At 34.9% G+C, this 22,244-nt stretch carries 24 protein-coding genes; 12 read left to right on the top strand and 12 right to left on the bottom strand.

Going from position 1 to position 22,244, the window contains the following annotated elements; all coding sequences use genetic code 11:
- The first annotated feature begins 219 nt into the window (after positions 1 to 219).
- A complete protein-coding gene (locus tag ACSVDH_RS17620; RefSeq protein WP_299088551.1) occupies positions 220 to 402 on the top strand; it encodes a hypothetical protein in 183 nt (60 codons plus the stop codon).
- Between the two features lie 74 nt (positions 403 to 476).
- Here ACSVDH_RS17620 and ACSVDH_RS17625 read toward each other — a convergent pair whose 3' ends face one another.
- The gene (locus ACSVDH_RS17625) at positions 477 to 1,253 is read right to left on the bottom strand and encodes a glycerophosphodiester phosphodiesterase (RefSeq protein WP_439253645.1); all 777 of its coding nucleotides are present in this window, start codon (positions 1,251 to 1,253) and stop codon (positions 477 to 479) included.
- 177 nt (positions 1,254 to 1,430) lie between these two features.
- Here ACSVDH_RS17625 and sinI point away from each other — a divergent pair, with 177 nt between their 5' ends.
- Entirely contained in the window at positions 1,431 to 1,583 is a 153-nt protein-coding gene (gene sinI, locus ACSVDH_RS17630) for a DNA-binding anti-repressor SinI (protein WP_439253644.1), read from the top strand.
- Positions 1,584 to 1,636: 53 nt separating this feature from the next.
- Here the strand turns inward: sinI and ACSVDH_RS17635 are convergent, their stop codons facing one another.
- Both ACSVDH_RS17635 and ACSVDH_RS17640 read right to left on the bottom strand, forming a co-directional pair.
- On the bottom strand, positions 1,637 to 1,936 hold the full coding sequence (locus ACSVDH_RS17635) for a hypothetical protein (protein WP_439253643.1): 300 nt from the start codon (positions 1,934 to 1,936) through the stop codon (positions 1,637 to 1,639).
- Positions 1,937 to 2,326: 390 nt separating this feature from the next.
- The gene (locus ACSVDH_RS17640) at positions 2,327 to 2,959 is read right to left on the bottom strand and encodes a hypothetical protein (RefSeq protein ID WP_439253642.1); all 633 of its coding nucleotides are present in this window, start codon (positions 2,957 to 2,959) and stop codon (positions 2,327 to 2,329) included.
- Positions 2,960 to 3,114: 155 nt separating this feature from the next.
- Between ACSVDH_RS17640 and ACSVDH_RS17645 the strand changes: the two genes are divergently transcribed.
- Both ACSVDH_RS17645 and ACSVDH_RS17650 read left to right on the top strand, forming a co-directional pair.
- Positions 3,115 to 3,894 carry a hypothetical protein gene (locus ACSVDH_RS17645; RefSeq protein WP_439253640.1) on the top strand — a complete coding sequence of 260 codons (780 nt, stop codon included), beginning with the start codon at positions 3,115 to 3,117 and terminating at the stop codon, positions 3,892 to 3,894.
- 211 nt (positions 3,895 to 4,105) lie between these two features.
- Positions 4,106 to 4,297, top strand: a complete 192-nt coding sequence (locus ACSVDH_RS17650) for a hypothetical protein (RefSeq protein WP_439253639.1) — start codon at positions 4,106 to 4,108, stop codon at positions 4,295 to 4,297.
- Positions 4,298 to 4,354: 57 nt separating this feature from the next.
- Here ACSVDH_RS17650 and ACSVDH_RS17655 read toward each other — a convergent pair whose 3' ends face one another.
- Entirely contained in the window at positions 4,355 to 5,401 is a 1,047-nt protein-coding gene (locus tag ACSVDH_RS17655; protein ID WP_439253638.1) for an aldose epimerase family protein, read from the bottom strand.
- Between the two features lie 108 nt (positions 5,402 to 5,509).
- Complete coding sequence (locus ACSVDH_RS17660; RefSeq protein WP_439253637.1) at positions 5,510 to 6,292, bottom strand: alpha/beta fold hydrolase; 783 nt, start codon at positions 6,290 to 6,292, stop codon at positions 5,510 to 5,512.
- A gap of 250 nt (positions 6,293 to 6,542) precedes the next feature.
- On the opposite strand from ACSVDH_RS17660, the gene ACSVDH_RS17665 reads away from it, so the two are divergent.
- From ACSVDH_RS17665 to ACSVDH_RS17690, 6 genes are all read left to right on the top strand, one after another.
- Positions 6,543 to 6,749: an alpha/beta-type small acid-soluble spore protein gene (locus tag ACSVDH_RS17665; RefSeq protein WP_439253635.1), complete on the top strand. Its 207-nt coding sequence runs from the start codon at positions 6,543 to 6,545 to the stop codon at positions 6,747 to 6,749.
- A gap of 131 nt (positions 6,750 to 6,880) precedes the next feature.
- Positions 6,881 to 7,069 carry a hypothetical protein gene (locus ACSVDH_RS17670; RefSeq protein ID WP_439253634.1) on the top strand — a complete coding sequence of 63 codons (189 nt, stop codon included), beginning with the start codon at positions 6,881 to 6,883 and terminating at the stop codon, positions 7,067 to 7,069.
- A gap of 162 nt (positions 7,070 to 7,231) precedes the next feature.
- On the top strand, positions 7,232 to 8,416 hold the full coding sequence (locus ACSVDH_RS17675; RefSeq protein WP_439253632.1) for a DUF418 domain-containing protein: 1,185 nt from the start codon (positions 7,232 to 7,234) through the stop codon (positions 8,414 to 8,416).
- Positions 8,417 to 8,496: 80 nt separating this feature from the next.
- The gene (locus tag ACSVDH_RS17680) at positions 8,497 to 8,676 is read left to right on the top strand and encodes an H-type small acid-soluble spore protein (RefSeq protein WP_299093514.1); all 180 of its coding nucleotides are present in this window, start codon (positions 8,497 to 8,499) and stop codon (positions 8,674 to 8,676) included.
- A gap of 130 nt (positions 8,677 to 8,806) precedes the next feature.
- Complete coding sequence (locus tag ACSVDH_RS17685; RefSeq protein ID WP_299093513.1) at positions 8,807 to 9,016, top strand: cold-inducible protein YdjO-related protein; 210 nt, start codon at positions 8,807 to 8,809, stop codon at positions 9,014 to 9,016.
- A 232-nt stretch (positions 9,017 to 9,248) separates the two neighbouring features.
- Positions 9,249 to 9,692 carry a cupredoxin domain-containing protein gene (locus ACSVDH_RS17690; RefSeq protein WP_299093511.1) on the top strand — a complete coding sequence of 148 codons (444 nt, stop codon included), beginning with the start codon at positions 9,249 to 9,251 and terminating at the stop codon, positions 9,690 to 9,692.
- Between the two features lie 123 nt (positions 9,693 to 9,815).
- On the opposite strand, the gene ACSVDH_RS17695 is transcribed toward ACSVDH_RS17690, so the two are convergent.
- From ACSVDH_RS17695 to ACSVDH_RS17710, 4 genes are all read right to left on the bottom strand, one after another.
- Complete coding sequence (locus tag ACSVDH_RS17695) at positions 9,816 to 11,003, bottom strand: DHH family phosphoesterase (protein WP_439253630.1); 1,188 nt, start codon at positions 11,001 to 11,003, stop codon at positions 9,816 to 9,818.
- A gap of 248 nt (positions 11,004 to 11,251) precedes the next feature.
- Positions 11,252 to 11,761: a GNAT family N-acetyltransferase gene (locus tag ACSVDH_RS17700; protein ID WP_299093509.1), complete on the bottom strand. Its 510-nt coding sequence runs from the start codon at positions 11,759 to 11,761 to the stop codon at positions 11,252 to 11,254.
- A gap of 210 nt (positions 11,762 to 11,971) precedes the next feature.
- Entirely contained in the window at positions 11,972 to 12,502 is a 531-nt protein-coding gene (locus tag ACSVDH_RS17705) for a helix-turn-helix domain-containing protein (protein WP_439253629.1), read from the bottom strand.
- 141 nt (positions 12,503 to 12,643) lie between these two features.
- Positions 12,644 to 12,844, bottom strand: a complete 201-nt coding sequence (locus tag ACSVDH_RS17710; RefSeq protein ID WP_299093507.1) for a DUF6501 family protein — start codon at positions 12,842 to 12,844, stop codon at positions 12,644 to 12,646.
- 182 nt (positions 12,845 to 13,026) lie between these two features.
- Between ACSVDH_RS17710 and shc the strand changes: the two genes are divergently transcribed.
- Both shc and ACSVDH_RS17720 read left to right on the top strand, forming a co-directional pair.
- Complete coding sequence (gene shc, locus ACSVDH_RS17715; RefSeq protein ID WP_439253627.1) at positions 13,027 to 14,907, top strand: squalene--hopene cyclase; 1,881 nt, start codon at positions 13,027 to 13,029, stop codon at positions 14,905 to 14,907.
- A gap of 78 nt (positions 14,908 to 14,985) precedes the next feature.
- Complete coding sequence (locus ACSVDH_RS17720; protein ID WP_439253625.1) at positions 14,986 to 15,897, top strand: superoxide dismutase; 912 nt, start codon at positions 14,986 to 14,988, stop codon at positions 15,895 to 15,897.
- Positions 15,898 to 15,944: 47 nt separating this feature from the next.
- Here the strand turns inward: ACSVDH_RS17720 and ACSVDH_RS17725 are convergent, their stop codons facing one another.
- The 3 genes from ACSVDH_RS17725 to sucA form a co-directional block, all read right to left on the bottom strand.
- Positions 15,945 to 17,291, bottom strand: coding sequence for a sodium-dependent transporter (locus tag ACSVDH_RS17725; RefSeq protein WP_439253624.1), 1,347 nt, complete (start codon positions 17,289 to 17,291; stop codon positions 15,945 to 15,947).
- 372 nt (positions 17,292 to 17,663) lie between these two features.
- Complete coding sequence (odhB, locus tag ACSVDH_RS17730; RefSeq protein WP_439253623.1) at positions 17,664 to 18,902, bottom strand: 2-oxoglutarate dehydrogenase complex dihydrolipoyllysine-residue succinyltransferase; 1,239 nt, start codon at positions 18,900 to 18,902, stop codon at positions 17,664 to 17,666.
- A 124-nt stretch (positions 18,903 to 19,026) separates the two neighbouring features.
- Positions 19,027 to 21,891, bottom strand: a complete 2,865-nt coding sequence (gene sucA / locus ACSVDH_RS17735) for a 2-oxoglutarate dehydrogenase E1 component (protein ID WP_439253621.1) — start codon at positions 21,889 to 21,891, stop codon at positions 19,027 to 19,029.
- Positions 21,892 to 22,244 lie beyond the last annotated feature (353 nt).

Genomic DNA, 22,244 nt, shown 5'->3' on the forward strand with positions numbered 1-22,244 from the left:
GCAAGCCTAGTTTCTACTATTATATATACATTTTTATTATTAACAAAAATGGGAATGAAAATCCTTACATTTGCTCAAACTACAATCGAGTGAGACATCCTTCTATGGTCGTTTTCTTACTGATGGATAATAGGAATTCCATCAAGGGAGAATATCTGTCCATTAAGTTTTCTGAAAAAGTGGTTTATCACTGATTATTTTCTTGGAGGCTTGAAACCTGTGAAAAAAGAAAACTATCTTACAAACGCTCCTAAAAAAGAACAAATAACATTACAAACAGACGGAAGCTATCCAAATTTAAAAAATATTGATGGAGATTCTGTAAACGAACATAAACATCAAGAAGTAGCCAATTCTTTAATAGCTGAAAAAGAATTCGGTCAGCAGCAGGAAAACAATTAAGGAGCACAAATGAAGGGTGATCCTACTTTGGTATTTGCCAAGAAGGGACACCCTTATTAATAAATTGTTTTTTACTATATATAATCCGGAAAATCTGTAATAATCCCATCTACCTTTGCATGCTTTAAGGCTTTTACTGCCTTCATGTCTCTAGCTGTATATGGCATAACCTGCATATGATAGTCGTGGATTTTTTTAACAAGCCTCCTTGTGACAAGCGCTTTATTCGGATTAATGTATTGAACAAGTTTTGACCATTCTTTTAATTGTACATTTGATATACCTTGGACACGATATTTCACCAGTAGTCCTAATGGAATAGTTGGTGCTAATTTATTAAATTCCTCTAAAAACTCAAAATCGAACGACTGTACGATAATTTCGTTATGATTAGGGTGATCAAGAGAATTCTTTTTTAGTTCAGCTGCAAGCCTTTCTGAAATGGAAGGATATAAATTAGCGTTTTTAATTTCAATTAAAAACCCAACTTTTCCATGAAATTCAGTTATTACCTCTTGAAAAGTAGGAATCTGCTGACCTGAAAATTTTTTATGAAACCATTGCCCTGCATCCAGCTTTCTTAGCTCTTCATATGTAAAATCTCTTACATTACCCGTACCATTAGTAGTTCTGTCAACAGTTGCATCATGAATAACGACAATCTCACCATCTTTTGTCATTTGGATATCTAATTCAATATAATCAGCTTTTAAATCCAGCGCTTTTCTAAACGAAATCATCGTATTCTCAGGTGCATAACCAGATGCCCCCCGATGAGCAATAACTTGTAACTTACGATTGGTTGCACTATAAGAATTTAGTTGCAGAATTTTTCTTAACAAGGAGTTCATCATTTTTCTCTCCCGCCTACTTGTTTTACTCTCATTATGATAAAACGGATAACATTTCTTCATTTATTTTACCATTAATTTTCTAAGTTTAGGTTTAAAAGGGTATGAAAAAGGGTATTACTCTGCTTGTTCATTCAAAATTAATACACGAATATTGAAGAAATGGAGGGGGATAACTTGAACAATGGCTACATACATGATAATGGGTTAGAAGAAGCAAATAATAAAGAGATCGTGGCATTAGTAAAAGAAGCAATGAAATCGGGGATAAACAAAGAAGATTTCAAAAAATTTATTGCAGCAAAAAAACTGAAAAAGAAAAAACTCTAAACAACATAGGTGGCTGACTCAAAAGAAAAAACTTTTTTTGAGAAAGCCCCTTTTTATTTCGTTTGTTTCTGGGAATGTTTAATCTGTTTAAATTGGTTAATAAAATGTTCCGGATTGGTTTTCACAGTATAAGAGTACATTCCTTTTGTTGTATGCAAGTAAAGAAAGCCAGTATTCTCTGAAAAAAATCGGTATGAAATATCTAATACTTCCTTTAATAAAAATGTATCAAAGGATGTGCATAATCTTTCAGTTGTGAGGACTATTTCATACTCTAATTCCTTATGAAATTGACGATTTTCTTCAATCCATCTCGTTACTTTGCTGTATGGCAGATTTGCTAATATTGTCACTTTGTTCCTCCTCATGCAAGTTGCGTTTCTTCATTTTAAAGATTACTTGTTAGTAAATGTTGTCATTTTATCAATATCATCCACTTTTATTTTCCTTACAACCCGATTTATTCTTGTTGTTCAGCATTTCGTTCTTTCTCGAAGTGTTCATTAATCCAGCCTTTTTTGTTTTTCTATCATAAAAGTCTGATAAAACTTGTCATTCTTTTATCTTCGCGATCATAAACGAATTTTCCTACATTCAACATTAACTATATAAAAAAACAAATTAATGCCAATAATATTTTTTAGTTTTCCATTGTTTGAAAGGAATAAAAATAGGGTCAGACCCTTGTCGCTGTGGTCAGACCCTTTGTATTTTCAATTTTTATTTGAAAAACATTATACGATCTATTGTAAATCAAATTCAGATAAAGAATCCATATGACTTGCAATCATAGCAATAATAGTACTAGCCTCTTCTTTACTAAAAATGAAATTTGTCTCATCTTTAATTATGTCATCTTCATCAGTTCGAATCCGGTTTATTCGACGAAGTACGCCATCTCCTGTCTCCTGTACTACACCAAACTGATAAGTAACTTCAACTTCATCTTTATAAATAAACGCTGTTACTTCTGGAGTCTCCCATTCGACATCAATTTCTTCAAGAAACTCAGTATTTTCTTCCTCTACATACTCATAATCATTTTCGACATCATCCTCAATGTCATCATTAAGATAATAATGAAAGCTATCATGTATAGTATCAACAATGTCTTCAATATCGGAAAGAATTGTTCTAGTGGTTTGCTCGTATTCAAAATCAAACGTTTCAATATAGAAATCTTCATTATGAGGATCGAAAAACAATGTACAAAAATAATCGCGTTCATCATCTTCTGCTTCTACATAAAATTCAATTCTCGGATGCTTTGCACCACGGTCAATTGACATATGACCAATTTGATCATATTTTTCACAAATCGATTCAAGCTGATCCTGCAATTCACCACATACACGGTCAAACCATTCTATACTCATCCTTCATCCACCTTTCCTTTTTCATCCTCCCTAGTATGTCCTAGCCATTAAGAAAACGTGCAAAATTTTTGACTAAGAAAAACGGTTATCAATTCTTTTGGTAAGCACATATGATATTAACATCACTTCCGACAGTCAAGAGAGGAGGAGAAAATGTGGTTTATATAAAAAAGGAAGCAGAACCTTTTATTTATAAAAACCCTGCAAAAATCAATATTTCATCAAACCAAGCTACGTTTCGTAAAAATTATTTGCAGGAATTTATCATCCAGCAGAATCAAATCAATTCTTCATTAAAACAAGCCTCAGATAACATTAATTGCTTAGTAAATGAAGCAAAGAATGAGCAGCAGCAGCAATTTCATCATGTCTTGACAAAACTCGAACATCAGGAACAACATACAGCACCATTAGTTGAAAATATCCTGAAACAGGATGAAGCATATAAAGCATTGATTAAACGATTTGAAGCCATTGACGAATTTAATCAAGAACTTATGAAAAGACAAGATAATGAAGGGGTCGTCAACCAAGCAATCGTTGATCAGCTTACCATACAGGATACCGCCATTAAGCAGTTGGCGAAAAAGATTGAACTTTTTGGCGGACTTCACGATCATTTCAGTGATCAGCTAACAGAACAAAAAATCATAAACGAAGATATCTTAAAAACACTTCAACTACAAGAATCTTTTCATATAACGATTTTAGAACGATTAGATCATCAAGAAGCCATAAATCAGAAGGTGTCAAGAGACTTAGATAGCCTAAAAGCAACTCTGTTTGAAAGGATTAGCTATGTAGTTGAAAAGATTGAAGAAAATTATCAGCAAATTACAGGATTTGTCACACAATTATTAAGCAAATATGGAATTTTTCATCGAATAACGGTTAATAAGGAAAAGAAGGAAAAAGAATTAACAAAAATAAATTGAGTCTTCCTTCATAAAGCTGACCTAATCGGCAATCTATTGCCTTTATTAGATCAGCTCTTTTATTTTACTGTTGGATTTAAACTACCGCTCTTTCCGCTGCAGGCATTCTATTATTCGTCGTAAAAACATCCTTATAATAAAGCAAACATGTTTTTACAACGACTTTTAGGTAAAAACTAAAATAGCAAGAAAAAGGATAGGAGGAGAGAAGATGCCAGAAAAACTGCCTGAATTCGTAAAGAGTGTATATTTTGTTGATGAACCAGGAAATTGGCATTTAAAACCAGGTGCTCCTGAGGAGTTAAAGCGCGAGTTTAAACATTATCTCGATTCGCTTTGTAATATTCAGGATGAACCAGGTACGGTAGACAGTATTCATGTGTCATATCCTTATAAAGAATAGTCAAAAAAATTTAGAGGATGCTCAGATCATTTATCGAATGAGACATCCTCTAGTAAGTTATTGATTGATCGTAAAGGTAAATTTTGTCGTTGTTTTGTATTCATCACCAACATCAAGAATACAAGGAGAAAACTGTGGATGATGGATAGAGTCTGGAAGCCCTTGTGTTTCTAGACAAATTCCTAAATACTTTCTAGCTTGCACATCTCTTATTCTAAAGTCACCAAGCATATTTGATGTGTAGACAACAACGCTTTGTTCTTCTGTTTCAACAAGTAGCTTTCTTCCGCTTTCTTCATCAAGTAAGACGATTTCTTTCTTTTGATCTTCATCTAATAAGAATGGATGGTCAATTCCTTGTCCAACTAATTGAACCTGCTTGTGATCAGCTAAGATCGCTTCACGCAGTTCTTTTTCTTTTTGAAAATCAAATGGAGTATTTTCAACATCAAGGAAATTTCCAGTTGGTATTAATTGATCATTTAGTTCAAGAAATTTTTTGCTATTTATCTTTAATTTATGTGATAAAATATCATTTTTTATATTTCCACTTAAATTAAAGTATGTATGGTTCGTTAAATTCACTAATGTTTTCTTATCTGTTGTCGCATCGTACGTCATGATCAATTCATTTTGATCTGTTAATAAATACGTTACTTTTACAGTTAACGTACCTGGGTATCCCTCTTCTCCATCTTTACTAACATAGCTAAACTCTACGCCAGTCTCATTGTTTGTCACAATTGGTTTGGCATCCCAAAGTTTTCGGTCGAAGCCTTCCAGACCGCCATGCAAATGATTAGCGTTTTCATTTTGTGGTAATTCATAAGTTTCTCCGTCTAAATCAAAGCTGCCGTTTTTAATTCTTCCAGCAACACGCCCCACTACCGCACCGAAATAAGGAGAATTTTCAAGGTAATTCTCAACATCATCAAATCCAAGAACCACATTCTCTAATTGTCCCTCTTTATTGTGGGTAAGGATTTCGGTAATAATACAGCCAAGATTGATACAGGTTACCTTCATTCCATGTTTATTTTGAAGTGAATAGGAATAAACTGCTTCACCATTGTATTCACCAAATTGCTCTTTAACAACCTTCATGCTTCTCTCTCCTTCTGCTCGATTCCTTAGTATGTCAGAATTTTTTATCTTCTAAATATAAAACATTAATCTATAAAATATTAGCTATTTATCCTGTATTTCCTGCTATCAGTTTAAATTTTTTTCTAATTTACAAATATATTGAACGATTTCTTCATTCACCGACTTCCATTTCTTGGTAGGTATTTGATGGTTTACATGTTTAAACAGGACAATGCGATAATTTGCTGAGTGTTTCCTATAAAAATTTTGGTATAGATTTATTGCATCAGACCTCGTTCCATCCATCCAAAGTAAAGGAACACGAATCTCTTTAAAATCGTTTGTTACATTCATATCGAGAACCTCTTGATAAAATTTATACCATGCACCTAGTTGAGCTTTGTTCATATGGGATATCAAGAGTTCTTTTAAATCTTTATTTTTCGTATGACTGTTAGCTAAAATGTTCGTTAGCAAGTTTCTATGATGTTTCACCATATACATTCCTAGTTTATGTTCCACTTTAAGTGAAGCATTTAGAACTGCTGGATATCCTCCAATTAAAATTAGGCCAGAAACACGTTCCTGATAATGGGAGCTAATTATTTGCGCAATTCCGCCCCCAGCGGAATAGCCGCAAAGTACAGCGGACTTAATCTTTAATGCATCAAGTAAAGCTAAGATTTCTTTACTATAATACATGATAGAAAGATCGTTTACATTTGCCTCTGAACTATCTCCATGACCTGTTAAATCCGGAATGATCACCCTCATCTTATCACTTAACTTTCGTTGATAATAGAAGACATGCCTTCCCATTCCAGGTGGATGAATAAAGAGTATCGGTATCCCATCTCCAAGGTCATCATATGTTATTTTTTTATTATCCTCTATTATTACCGTTGGCATAAGATCAACCCCTAATCGATTATTGCTAGTATTATTCCACAAATCCATCAAGTTAGTTCTTTTGCTGTTAATAGAAATACTTACCAAACGGTAAAAAGAATATTGCGAATGTATTGTGAAAAATTATTATCAACAAATTATTAAAGGAATCATCACTAGATTTTATAATGGGTTAGCCTAGTAGGTTAAAAGCTTGGTGCAAATCCAACTTAACCCACCAATTAATCATTCATAAAGGAGATGGATCAATATGGCAAGCACCAGTAATAGCTCAAACCAACTTTTAGTACCTGGTGCTGCTCAAGCGATCGACCAAATGAAATTTGAAATTGCTTCTGAATTTGGGGTAAACCTTAGTGCAGAAACAACATCTCGTGCAAATGGATCTGTTGGTGGAGAAATCACAAAACGTTTGGTATCTTTTGCTCAACAACAAATGAGCGGTGGAGTGCGATAATCAATCCTTATATTAGTGGCTATAAGGTACCTCATTGGTACCTTTTTCATATTTCGAAAGACGTTTAATGAATCAATAGAAAAATGGTTATGATAGTCGGGAATAACTATATCCTTAGGAGATGATCTTTTATGGTAAATGAAAACTTTAACAAATTTATTAAAACAGAAGCTAAGCATAAATCTGAATATCTTGGTTCAAATCAAAAAAATGCACATAAAAAAAATACGTTTACAAGTAGTGTGAATACTAGGTCTAATACAGATATGTCTGTTGGGGCAGGCAGAGATGTATTTGAAGAAAATAACACATTGAAATAATAAATGACGGGGGTTTCTCAAAAGGACTAACCTGTCCCTTTGATTTGCTCCTTTCTTCTTTTTATTTTTTCCTAAAGGCATATGCAGTAAATGGTGATTCCCCTTTCATTTATTGTGATAAAATGAACAAGAATTGATACAACGGTAAAAGAGGGAAATAAAATGAAAGATCAGCAAAACAGGATCATATTAATCGATATTATTCGCGGGTTCTCCTTGTTAGGTATTTTGTTAGTAAACATGCGAAGCTTTTATTCACCGGAATTTATTGAGATGTATTATGGAAAACCTGTCACCTACCAAGGTTTAGAATATTTTTTCTCACTATTTTTTCAGCTTTTTATCCATATGAAATTTTATCCTATTTTTTCATTTTTATTTGGACTTGGCTTTTATTTTTTTCTCAAAAAGACCAATGGAATGAACCTTTTTATTAAGAGATTACTAGTTCTTCTAATGTTCGGTCTTTTTCATTTAGTTTTTATTTGGTACGGAGATATCTTACATCTATATGCATTAGCAGGGCTTTTGCTGATATTTTTTCGTAAGCTATCAAACCGTTATATTTTGTATTGGGCATTTTTTTTCATTTCTCTTTATCATATTGTGCTAAGTGCAACCGTTTTTTATATTCCTGCTGGGACACAGTTAAATGAACCTTTATATAATAACATTGTTTCAGAATATACATCCGTCTATGCAGAAGCCTCTTATCCTGAATGGCTTTTATACCGATTGAAGATTGAGATCCTCCCAATTCTTTTGCAAATTCCTTTTGCAATGATCCCTGTTTTAGGGATGTTTTTACTTGGTCTATATACCGGTAAGAAGCAATTATATTTACATAACGAAGATAATGATTTACATATAAAAAATATATGTAAATGGAGTTTCTTGTTAAGCTTGCCTTTCCTTGCTGTAAACATACTAATCTTAACCTCTACCCATTCCTTTGGTATTTCTGTGAATAGGCTGAGCCATTTTCTAACAAGCATTAGTGGGATTATCATGAGCATTTTTTATATGAGCTCGTTTTATTTTCTTACAAAAAAGTCAAATGCTTTATTTCCGTTTCATTTTATTGGAAAGATGGCATTAACCAACTATCTCTTACAATCGATTATATGTATTGGTTTTTATCGTTTTTTTCATTTATATGGACAGATTGGATTACTAGAAGGTACCCTTTTTAGCATGATCTTATTCTCTTCTCAATTATTATTTAGCTATTTTTGGCTTATTTATTTTCATCATGGACCATTTGAATGGATATGGCGCTGCTTCACTTATGGAAAGCTTGTACCATTTAAAAGATGGCCTGCAAACAAGTATATTTCAAATAAATAATATGTGGATAAAGATCCTTTATTTTGCAAAAAATAAAATGAAGATTTTTACAAGTGAAAATGACATGAGGAGGAATAAAATTGGATATAAATCGAGTAAAACAAATCCTTTCTTCATCAGCCGATATTAAAGTCATATACAATGGTGTCTCTGTCTGGATTGATGAATTACATGAAGATCAAGAAATGGTTACTTGTCATTTAAGAGGACCTCTTGAGGAACGGACCCAAGTTCCTGTTGCGGAATTAAAAGAAGTATAATTTTACATGTTTATTCCTTTTTTGGGTTGATACAATACCTGAAGGATATTAGTAAGTATTATACATATTGTAAGGAAAAATGTGTATAATGTATGTAGTAGTTAATCTCCTTACCAAAGGATGTGTTTAAATGAGATTTCAACAGCAAGTCGAAAAGCCACCAGAGGTAAACCTTAAGATATGGACTTGTGGATCAGCTGAATGCAATGGTTGGATGAGAGATAATTTCAAATCCAATGAGAACCCGGATTGTCCGCTTTGTGGACATGCTATGGTTGAAGACGAACGTACTTTACCAGTGGTAGAAAATTTCTCAGCAGTAAAAGCAAAAAAGGAATAAAATAGATTTACAACGAATTTTTTATAAAGGGTCAGACCTTTCATGTAACACTCATATAGGATTTCTAACTATTTTCTCCTATATTTAGTGTTTAAGGGTCTGACCCTTTCGTTTTGAGTCAGACTTTTTTATATGAAATTTAAATAAAGAATCCCTTTGACAAACTTTTAGACAAGTTCTCCTCCTAAATGTCATATAGATAAGGAGAAATGTATTATGAGGAGGGAACGTTATGAAGTTTGTCATCATTAAAAGAAAATGGTTGTTGCTAGTTGTTGCAGCAATTGTAGTTGGTGGATTGTATTATTATACAAATGACGCTATTCCTACATTTAATGATAGTCAGGAACAAGGCAGTGAACTTGTCATAAACATGGTAACCGGCGAATTTACCTCAACAACAGCTGATGGCAAAAAAATTGAAGCCTACCGCTTTGACCCTGGAACCATTGTCATCCCAAAAGATAAAGATGTTACACTAAGTATTTTTGGTGTAAATGGTGAAGAACACCCGTTTTACATTGAAGGAACAGATATAAAAGGAACTGTTAAAAAAGGAGAAGAAACAATTGTTCCTTTGCATTTTAAAAAAGAGGGCACTTACAGACTAGTTTGTGACACACATAGCCATGCTGGGCATGGAGTCCCTATGATTGCTACGATTGTTGTTGATTAGCATTGATTATAAAATGAAAGGGTCTGCTCCAAAACACTAGATATAAGACCGATCATCGTTGGAAGGTTTGTCATTGTTATTTATTGGCGGAACATGACCCTTTCTGAGACAACCTCTGTTCCATTATTTTTTTCGGTTATACGATTCGATTAAGTAACTTATAAGTTTTTCATCCTTCGTAAGTCCTGCTGAATAGGACCGTTTTAAAAATCGTTCTGCCATTTCAAAGGTTTGGTACTCTTCTGAAAGTAAAGCATGATTTTTTTCAATCACCCATTTACCATTTACATTTTGATAAATTAGAAATTGTTCTTCTTCTCTATTTTCATAATGTGCAGAGCGATCCTTTATATTATATTTATTATAACGTGCATCCATTATTAAAGGTTTAAGAATGAATGTTCTTTCAACAAAATCTTTAAAAGCTTCTTTTGTCATCGAGCATCCAGCTGCTTTTGCATGACCTCCTCCACCATAAGATGTGGCAAGCTTTGATACATCAACATGGTCATGAATCGTACGAAACCCGATTTTCTTACTCCCCATGTTCAAAATGGCAATACAATCCAGATGTGGATATTCCTTTCCTAAAGCATTTCCTAGTTCTGAATGATAGGACTCTGCATGGACAATTCCAATGCAAAGCTTTCCTATAGTTGCTTGAACCAATTCTTTTGTTTTACGATGAATATAGCGTTCTGTTTTATTCTCTTCGATATCTAACACTTTATCTTCAAACACATTAAATGAAAAATGTTCATTTTGCGTTAATCTTTCAAGCATTTTTCCTTCAAATTCTTCAATGGATTGCATATATAAAAGATCATTTAATCTTTTTGCATTGATATTTTCATGTTTCTCCCATTCCCATGTATCATATTGGCGGACTAATTCAACGTATTCATCTAATGAAGGTTTTGGACTGATAATCTTTTCTTTTATTAAAAATTGATAAAATAATGTTGTGGCAGAAGCTAATTTTCCATTCGTTTCTTCTACTTGGACATTTGACCAATCATATTTATTTAAATGAAGAGCAGATTTATGATGGTCAATTAATTGAATTTTTCCTCCACTTAATGCAAATTCATTTAATCTCTTTTCATTTTCGTTATTTACTGAAAGGTCTGTTATGTAAAGTTGTGAGGCAGTCTTCTTTTCTTCCGCTTCATTGAGAAACTTCTCTACATGAAAATTTAAACTGTTTACCGAATGATAATGTACCTCTATATTATCAGGGAATGCATACCTTGCCAGGATTCCGCAGCTTACTCCATCTAAATCATTATGAGTAAACAATAAATTTTGCATAATCTCACCTTCTAAAGTAACTTTTTATGATTGTCTTTCGATAAAGTCTTTATTAATTATTTGTTTTAAGCAAAGGAAACTATTCATTAAAATGACATGAGTTGATTTTTAGTACCGGTAACGATTAAAAGAACAAAAGCGCAAGCGCCTGGATGTCAAAGCGCTTATCTACAGTTCAAGCATTATATAATTTCCTGGCAAACAATAAAAAAGATACAAAAGCAAAAAGCCTGTATCCCCTTATGTTCTTATTGAATTATTCGTTTTCCAAGGATTAATAAATCTCTTTCCACCCCTGCCATGTCAGCTATTCTTGGCAAGTGGGCCCATTTTTCAAAATTGTATTTTTGAAATAGTCGAATGCTCGGATCATTATGACCAAAAACAAAGGCAAGCAAAGTCTTAATTTCTAATTTAGGACATGCAGAGATTGCCTTTTCCATTAATACACGCGCATAACCTTTTCCATGTACGGTTGGGTCTAAATAAATGCTAACCTCTGCTGTTGCATTGTAAGCAGGTCTTCCGTAAAAAGATTGAAAGCTTAACCAGCCGACTATATTCCCGTCTTCTTCTAAAACCCATAAGGGACGATGATGGGAGTTATGGTCATAGAACCAAGTTAATCTACTTTCAACAGTAACTTCTTCCAGATCAGCTGTGGCAAGTTGTCCTGGTATCGATGAGTTGTATATTTCAACAATTTTCGAAAGATCTTCAAGCTGTGCATCCCTTATTTGTACATTAGTCTCACTCATATACGTCTTCCCTTTCTAGATGAAAACTTACTAAATCATAGATTTGAATGCGTGTAATATCTAGTTTTCAATAGTTTTCTACAAAAATTTTAAATGATTATGTATTGGTTATACTAAAAAACATAGGGAAATACAAGTTGAACTTCATTTACTTTATAAAAAAAATTTTACGATAATGCCTCATGACAATGTTAACGATCACTTAAGAGCCTACTTTCTCGGCTCAGGAATGAATATACTGACAATATGTCTCGCTTTTCTATTTTTAGTTGGTTCCTTCTCAATGACTTTTTTCATTAATGTTGATAACTCCTGTGCAAATTCTTGAAACTCTTCATCAGATAAATAAACAAGTGCTTCTCGAAATCCAACGCCATCCTTATATAAATCAATTTGTTCTTGGTTTAGATAGCTCTCGTATTTACCAAGTAAATGTGTCATAAAAGTAAGAAACAGGGTTAAATGCTCTTCACGAGTTACATTTTCCAACTCCTCTTTGCCGCTAATCTCTTCTTCAGCTAACGAGTAGATTTTTTCAATGGTCCCGCGAATTTGATTTTCTTTAACAACACGAATCACTTCAGCCTCTACTAATTTATTTAAATGACGATAAAGAGTCGCCTGTGGGACATCTGTTAATTTTTGTGCAATTTGTTGTACGTTTAATTCTCTGCTGCCTATTAAGGTTTGAACAATTTTCATTCTTACTGGATGAAGAATTAACTTCGCTTTTGAATACATGTTCTGTCTCCTTTTTATAAATTTCATAATGATATTATTTTCACATTTGATAATAATATCATAAAAAACAAGTGTATTCTTTTATTTTATATAAAAAAAGGATGATTCTTCATTCATCCTTTTTTTCAACCTATCATAAGATTATTCTTCAAAATAATCTTTATAATAACCACCAACTTTACCAGTATTATCAATGACAAAGTAAAATTCTTCTGTTTCATTTTGAACATCATACTGCTTACCTGCCGTTAAAGCACGATCCACCATATACTTTGCGGCATTTGTATGTACACAAGTAACCTTTTTAAGAGGCGCAGTTTTTTGCCATGTTTTATGTATCATGTTGTTTTCAATCCTTTCTTCTTTCTTCATATTTTACTATTATTTGAAGCAAAATGCCAATTGTCCTTTCAACATCAAGCTTATTTTTATATGGAAATTTACATAAAGATTAAAGATAGATAATAAGTACAAACATAACATTTTTCCTATCTGAATATTCATATAGGTGAGGTGATATAGAAATGATCACAGATGGGATGATAAAGAATGAGATAAAGACAAGAATTGAAGAATTAACCAAACTTCAGCAAAAGGATGGCTCTTGGTCCTTTTGTTTTGAAGGGGGACTCATGACAGATGCCTTTATGATCATCCTGCTGCGTTCTTTAAATATGGGGGATGAAGAAAATTTAATTGAAAAGTTAACAAGGCGAATTGTTGATCAGCAATCTCGTAACGGAATATGGAAAGCATATCCTGATGAACGCGATGGTAACCTCTCAACAACCGTTCAAGCTTATATCGCTCTCCTATATTCTGGACACTACAGACGCGAACACCCCATCTTGAAGAAAGCAGAGTTGTTTATTCGGAAAAAAGGAGGATTATCAAACACTCATTTTATGACAAAATGGATGCTGGCCGTTAATGGTTTATATCGCTGGCCTAAGCTTTTTTATATACCGATGACCTTTCTTCTCATTCCCCCAACATTTCCATTAAATTTTTTTCAATTAAGTACCTATGCGCGTATCCATTTCATTCCAATGATGGTAGCTGCAAATAAAAAATTTTCGATTCAATCGGCATACACACCAAATGTTGATCACCTTATAGTTCGTACTTCTTCTACTAAATTGGGTGAATGGGATTTAACCTCTACTGGCCGATCAATAGATTACCTTTCACTTGAAATGAAGAAGCTATTAAATGTTCCTAGCTATCTTCATCGATTAGGATACGAGAAGGCAGAAAGGTATATGCTTAAAAGAATTGAAGATGACGGAACCTTGCTAAGCTACGCAAGTGCAACATTCTTTATGGTCTATAGTCTGCTTGCACTAGGTTATAAAAAGAATTCCCTGCATATTCAAAAAGCGATAGACGGTCTAAAAGGACTTGTCAGTGACACATGTCATGGAACCCATTTAGAAAATTCAACCTCTACTATATGGGATACGGCATTAATTTGCTATGCTTTACAAGAAGCGAATGTAGGGATTGACTCACAAGTTATAAAAAACTCAACGAATTTTCTTCTCTCCAAACAACATGTCAAAAAAGGCGATTGGATGCTTCATAATCGCTTTATTGATCCAGGAGGATGGGGTTTCTCCCATAATAATACAATCAATCCGGATAATGATGATACTTCAGCAGCATTAAGAGCGATCTCCCGTCGAGCCCTTGCATCAAAAGATTATCAAGAAGCATGGTATAAAGGTGTTACCTATTTGTTGTCCATGCAAAATGCAGATGGTGGCTGGGGAGCTTTCGAGAAAAATGCCAATTTTGAATTACTAGCTTACCTACCGCTCGATCATGCACAAGATGCAGCCATTGATTCATCCACTGCTGATTTAACCGGCAGGATATTAGAGTTTCTCGGTCATTTTGCTGGATTAACCCATCATCACCCCAGTGTAAATGCAGGGGTTAGTTGGTTATTAAATAATCAAGAACCAAATGGCTCATGGTATGGCCGTTGGGGAGTTTGCTATATTTACGGTACATGGGCAGCAGTGACTGGACTCGCAGCTGTTGGCGTTTCCCCTGATCATCCTGCAATAAAAAAAGCCATAACTTGGTTGGAATCGATTCAGCATCAAGATGGCGGATGGGGTGAGTCATGTTTAAGCAGTGTACGAAAGCAATATGTTCCACTTCATATAAGTACACCTTCACAAGCTTCATGGGCATTGGATACACTTATTCAAGCAGGCTGCCGAAAACGCCAGTCCGTTAAAAAAGGGCTCCAGTACTTAGTACAAGAAACAAATAGTAAAGAGTCGCTAACTTATCCAACCGGGATTGGTCTACCCGAACAATTTTATATTAACTATCATAGTTATAACTATATTTTCCCGTTATTAGCCCTTGCACATTATGCAAAGAAAACATAAAAGGTTGTTGTTAAAAAAGAGTCAATCTTTCCCCAGCGTGCATATATTGACTACGAATGATTGCAGGGAGGGTTTTTATTGTCTAAAGAATATATTGCTTTAATGAAACAGTGGTGTGAAGACATTTTAGAAAGCTACAATGGCTCGCTTGATGAGCTAAGAGAGCATATTGAGTCAAATACATTAGTTGAATGGAAACGGAAAGTTATCCACTTTCAAGACGAGCTTACAAACAAAGAAAATATGGTTCCGATAGATCTTTTTGAACGGGCAAATGAACTATACTCAGAGCTGCAACAATACTTTGAACGAAGCAAAAATCGTGACGAAGAAGAAGGATCGCGAATTCAAATGAGTTCGGGAACAGTACCAATCGGTATGCATACTCTTCCTCCGTTACCATATTCGTATGATGCTTTAGAACCTTATATCAACCAGGAGATCATGAAATTACATCATGACAAGCACCATAAAAGTTACGTTGATGGATTGAATAAAGCAGAAAAGGAAATGCAAAAAGCAAGGATGACTAATAATTTCGAACTGATAAAGCATTGGGAAAGAGAAGCTGCTTTTCATGGGGCTGGACATTATCTTCACACGATTTTCTGGAGTATCATGAGCCCGAATGGCGGTGGCCAGCCTTCAGGTATGTTAATCAGAGAAATTAATCAAAGCTTTGGAAATTTCCAAAACTTCAAATCCCACTTCTCAGAAGCAGCTAATCAAGTTGAAGGTGTTGGTTGGGCAATTTTAGTTTGGTCACCACGTTCAAGACGCTTAGAAATTCTCCAAGCTGAAAAACATCAAAATTTAAGCCAATGGGATGTTGTCCCAATCCTAGTTCTTGATGTATGGGAGCATGCCTACTATCTCCAATATAAAAACAATCGAAAGAAATATATCGAAAATTGGTGGAATATTGTCAATTGGCGGGAAGTAGAAAGACGTTTTCATGAGGCACAGCAATTAAAATGGAAACCCTATTAATACTAAAAAGGTGGATAACTGAACAAAGCAGTCATCCGCCTTATTGGTTAAATGATGCCTAAAGCATCCAAAAACACTAAAACGATCATAATTGGAGAAACATATTTTATCAGAAAAAACCAAATGACAAATACCTTTTTACTTATTGATGAACCTTGAGAAAGCTCGTTAAAAAGAGTTTTTTTAGAAAGTTTAAAAGGAACAAAAATGGCAATTAACAATGCCCCTAATGGCATTAAAATATTACTTACTAAAAAGTCTGCTGCATCAAAGATCGATTTATCAAATATTGTCACATTACTTAGCACGCCATAAGAAAGCGCTGAAGGCACGCCGACGATGAATATGCAAAGGCCAAAGATCCAAGAAAATCTTCTACGTTTCAATTCATTACCTTTTGCAAGCGGAGCAACAATAATCTCAAGCATTGAGAATGCTGAGGTTAATGTAGCGAATAAGAATAAAAGTAAAAATGCAATTAAAAAGAGAACTCCATAAGGCATTTGATTAAAGACAGTAGGTAAAACATTAAATAATAATACAGGACCTGCATCTGGCTCGATTCCGAATGAGAATACAGCCGGAAAGATCGCTAAACCAGCTAAAAGGGCAACCAATAAATTGAGGACAACAATCGATACAGCCGATTGCGGAAGGTTCTCACTTTTGGATAAATATGAGCTGTATGTCACCATAACAGAAACGCCGACACTTAACGCAAAAAATGATTGTCCCAAAGCATATAAAATTGTCTCAGATGTTACATTGGCAAAATCCGGCTTCAGGAAGAAGATAATGCCTTCCATCGCCCCATCTAATGTTAGTGATCGAATAATTAAGATCATGAAAATAATAAAAAGTGCTGGCATCATAAATTTGCTTGCTTTTTCAATTCCATTCGAAACACCTTTAGATACGACAAAAATGGTAATTAGCATAAATAAAAATTGAGCAAAAACAGTAATAGCGGGATCAGAAATACTATGACCGAATAGATCGCTATACTCTTGTTCAGTAAGTCCGTTTAATTCGCCTGTTAGTCCCTTAAAAAGATAAATTAAGATCCAACCGCCGACAACGCTGTAAAAAGACAGCAAAATAAAGCATGTCACAATTCCTAAACGACCGATTACATGCCATGATGAATGGGGTGCAATTTGCTTATAGGACTGAATAGCATCCTTTTGCGTGCTTCGCCCGATAATAAATTCACCTAATAATAGCGGTAAGCCAATTAATAAAGTAAATATAATAAAAATAAGGAAAAATACTCCTCCACCACTCGTGCCTGCAACATATGGAAACTTCCAAATAGCACCCAAGCCTATCGCCGACCCTGCTGCAGCAAGGATAAATGCCAATTTCGAAGACCATTGCTCCACATTGTTTCCCACAAAATCACCTCTAAATTTTCATGTTGTTCTTTCGTTTGTTTAGAAATGATTTTGAATAATCAAAGATAACCAATCCTACCCAAACATTATTTAGGTATTATTTTAACATTTTACTGATATAATTTAAATTGCAAATTTTAAAATAGTATTATGTTATCTGCTTTGAGTTTTTAGGATGAATTTTGTTTTCTCTGCTACATACTCTCGTTTTTAAAACAGTTGTTCAAATGTTTTTCTCCTGACTCCTTCTTCCTAGGAATCCTAGACGTATTTGTCCCAATCAACATAGTAATTAATCCATAACGATCTTTTAGCATAACTTATTATATAGACAAAGAGGCTGCCCCTTAAGACAGCCTCTTCATGATTTTATTATCCTTCTAATAATAGAGATTCCGGATCTTCTAGAAGCTCTTTCACTGTTGCCAGGAAGCTTACTGCTTCTTTTCCATCAACAATGCGGTGGTCATAGGATAAAGCAATGTACATCATCGGACGGTTTTCCATTCTTTCTTCATCAATAGCAACTGGACGAAGTTGAATTTTGTGCATTCCGAGAATACCAACTTGTGGACCATTCAAAATTGGTGTTGATAACAATGAACCGAAAACACCGCCATTTGTGATTGTAAATGTTCCGCCTTGTAAATCTCCTAAACTCAATTTATTATCACGAGCTTTTTTAGCTAGGTTTAAAATCTCGCCTTCGATACCAGCAAAGTTCAAACGATCAGCATCACGAACGACTGGTACTACTAAACCTTCTGGAGCTGAAACGGCAATACCGATATCATAGTATTTTTTAATTAACAGTTCATTGCCCTGAATCTCTGCATTTAATAGCGGGAATTGCTTCAACGCAGCAACAACTGCTTTTGTAAAGAATGACATAAATCCTAAACGAACATCATGCTGTTCAAAGAACTTATCTTTACGGCGTTTACGAACCTCCATAACAGCTGTCATATCAACCTCATTAAAAGTTGTTAACATTGCAGCTGTTTGTTGAACCTCAACTAAACGATTTGCAATTGTTTGTCTTCGTCTTGACATTTTTACACGTTCAACTGGCTTGCCTGGTTGGTCTTGTTGGACAACAGCTGAAGTTTTAGGAGCTTGCTTCACTGGTTCAGCTTGTGTTACAGTGCCTTGATTTGAATGTGCCGCCACGTCTTGCTTACGAACACGTCCTAGTGGATCAGCTGCTTGAACCTGCTGCAGATCAATACCCCGTTCACGTGCAAGCTTTCTTGCAGCAGGTGAAGCGATTGTGAAGTGCTTCTTATCCTCTGCTTTTTCAACAGCTGTATTTTGTTGAGCAGCGGGCTCTTCAGTTTCAGTCTTTGGTTGCTCTGGTGCAGCAGTTGAGGCATTTCCACCCTCATCAATAATGCCAATCGTTTCTCCAACCTGTACAGTATCTCCGGACTCTTTGTGAGTTTCCTTTAAAACTCCAGAAAATTCAGCTGTAAGTTCAACATTTACTTTATCAGTTTCTACCTCTAATAGATATTCACCTTTTTCAACTAAATCACCAGGTTGCTTCAGCCATTGTGCAATTGTTCCTTCAGTAATAGATTCTGCTAATTCTGGTACTTTAATCTCAGCCATGTCGGTTCCCCCTTGAGCACTTGCTGCGAGTTTTAATTAAGAGATGAGGCTGTCTTTAAAAGGATATGATCTCTTGATTTTTGTGTCAGCCCCATCTTTAGTATATTAGGCAAGTGATGCTATATTATTTAGAATTCACAAATGATTTATCTCGTACAGTTTGAGTTAATGCTTCTGTTACAATTCGTTCTTGATCCTTTTTATGAATATTAGGATCTCCTTCAGCAGGACTTTGTCTTCTTCTTCTTCCGATATATCGTACCGGTACGCCTTCAGGTGCAATTTCACGCAATCTAGGATCCATGAATAACCAAGCTCCCATATTTTGCGGTTCTTCTTGTACCCAAACAATTTCCTCAAGTGATGTCAATCGTTCAATAATAGAAGAAATAATTTGCTTAGGGAACGGATAAAGCTCTTCTACTCGTAAGATGTGCACCCAATCTGTATCACCTTCAAGAGTATTTAATTTATCGACTAAATCAATTGAAACTTTACCACTGCATAATACGAGTCGTTTCACTTTTTCAGGAGCTTTTCCTAATCCAGGCTGTTCAATAACAGGCTTGAATTCTCCCTCAGTTAACTCTGTAATATCTGAAACAGAATGTAGATTACGCAATAAGCTTTTTGGCGTCATAATGACTAACGGACGAACTTCCTCACGTTTCAACAAGTCTGCTTGACGGCGTAATATATGGAAATATTGAGCTGCTGTTGTTAAATTGGCAACTTGCCAGCTATCCTCTGCTGAGAGCTGCAGATAACGCTCTAAACGGGCACTTGAATGCTCAGGTCCTTGTCCCTCAAATCCATGTGGTAAAAGCATGACTAACCCAGATTTTTGTCCCCACTTCGCACGTCCTGCAGCAATGAACTGATCAAAAAATACTTGAGCAGCATTTGCAAAATCACCAAATTGTGCTTCCCATAAAACCAATGTTTCAGGAGCGAACACATTATATCCATATTCAAAACCAAGGACAGATCCTTCAGATAATGGGCTATTGTGAACAGCAAATGATGCTTTTGCATTTGATAATCTGTGAAGAGGCGAGTAATTTTCACCGCTTTCAATATCATGAAGAACAATATGTCTATGAGCAAAAGTACCGCGCTGTGAATCCTGTCCAGTTAGCCTGATTGGAGTACCATCTTCTAAAATCGATGCAAATGCTAACGCTTCACCTAAAGACCAATCTACCTTACCATGTTCAGATAATGCTTTCCCTCTTTTTTCTAATATCTTTTTCAGCTTAGGAAAAACTTTAAAATTTTCCGGCCAGTTAACTAGCTCTTCATTTAATTGAAGCAATTGCTCTTTATCAACGGAGGTTTTCAGTTTAGGAAGTCCGTTGTTAACAAATTCAGGAAGTTTGATTTCATGTACTTGTGCAACTCTATTATCAGGTACTTTTTGATGAGCTTTTTCAAGTGTTGATTGGACTTCCTGATTTATTTTATCAAGCTCTTCTAACTTTATAATCCCTTCATTAACTAGCTTATTGCCGTATAATGCACGGACTGTTGGATGCTTACGAACTTTTTCATACAGCTTTGGCTGGGTCATGGAAGGTTCGTCCATCTCGTTATGTCCAAATCGTCGATAGCCGATTAGATCAATTAAGAAATCACTCTTGAACTTATTTCGGTATTCCATTGCGATATACACTGCAGCTAAACAAGCTTCAGGGTCATCTGCATTTACGTGAACAATCGGAATTTCATAGCCTTTAGCTATATCACTTGCATATTTTGTTGAACGCGAATCTCGGCTTTCTGTTGTAAAACCAATCATATTATTGGCAATAATATGGATCGTTCCACCTGTTTGATAACCTGTTAATTTATTTAAATTAAGGGTTTCAGCAACGATACCTTCTCCAGGGAATGCAGCGTCACCATGAATTAAGATAGCCATAGCTGCGCTTTCATCTTGCTTCGGATAGCCCTTTTCAGTACGTTTTTCTTGAGCAGCACGTGTATAGCCCTCTACGATTGGATCAATGAATTCCAAGTGGCTAGGGTTGTTTGCTAATGTAACCTTTGCACGAACAGTATTTTCATCTTTGATCTGTTTATTTGCACCTAAATGGTATTTAACATCACCGCTCCAGCCGTAGTTAATACCGATGGAGCCTTCAGACGGTACTAAATCTTTATTTGGAGCATGCTGGAATTCGGAAAAAATAATTTCATATGGCTTTCCAAGTACATGTGCCAAGACGTTCAAGCGGCCGCGATGTGCCATCCCGATATTGATGGTATCTGTACCGGACTGAACAGCACTAGAGATTAATTCATCAAGAATAGGTACAAGCATGTCCAAGCCTTCAATAGAAAAACGCTTTTGTCCTACAAACGTACGGTGAAGGAATTGCTCAAAGCCCTCAACTTCTGTTAGTCTTTTTAAAATCGATTTGCGTTTTTCATCTGTTAGGTCCTTAAATATAGCACCGGACTCTACCATTTTCACAAGCCATGTTTTTTCTTCATAATTGTGGACATGGCTAAATTCAAAAGCAATTGTTCTTTTATAAACATCTTTTAAATATTGATACGCTTCGAGCCCGTTTGTTACATGCTCTGGGGCATCCTTACATAAAAGATGAGCAGGAATGTCTTTTAAGTCCTCTTCAGTCAAATTATATTCTTCAAGTTGAAGAAATTCATTCTTTTCACTGCAATCCTCGAATGGATAAATAGACGCATTTAAGTGTCCATGTCTGCGAATATTTGTCACGAGATTGACTGCTTCTGCGATTTTCGTCATTTTATCAGCACTAATATAGTCATGATCGGCTGATACTGTCATTTGATTAGTCTCTATAGAAGGAGAGCCCCAAGTATCAAAAATTTCCTTTAATTCTATATCAACAGAGTTTGGATCAATTTTATATTGATCGTATTGCTCCATGACATAGCCGAGGTTTGGACCATGGAAATCTTCCCAAGGGAATTTTCTCTTCAGTGAACCTTCTTCTGACATCTAACATTACCCCCAACTATTCATAAGTGTTCAGAAAAACTTTTCTGATACGTAGGAAAGAAATTATTATCCTACAATATTAACCAATGCTGTTAGTATAGTAGTATGATATTTAAACGCTTCCAAACACTATTTTACCATTGCTATCCTCACATTCCAAGCATAGTTCAGTAAAAATTTTAAAAAAAATTCAATCTTTTCCCGCTTTTTTCATAAGATCGATGATTTGTTTGAATTGTTTGAATAATCATACTAATCACTTGTATTTGCTTACTTCTATCATACACCAAATTAATTGGAAAAAAGATCAATTTTTATTTTTTTAGAGTATTTTTTTGTTTTGTTTAGCTTGT

Origin of the sequence: Metabacillus sp. Hm71 (assembly GCF_051842955.2) — a bacterium.
In the GTDB taxonomy this organism is placed as follows: domain Bacteria; phylum Bacillota; class Bacilli; order Bacillales; family Bacillaceae; genus Metabacillus.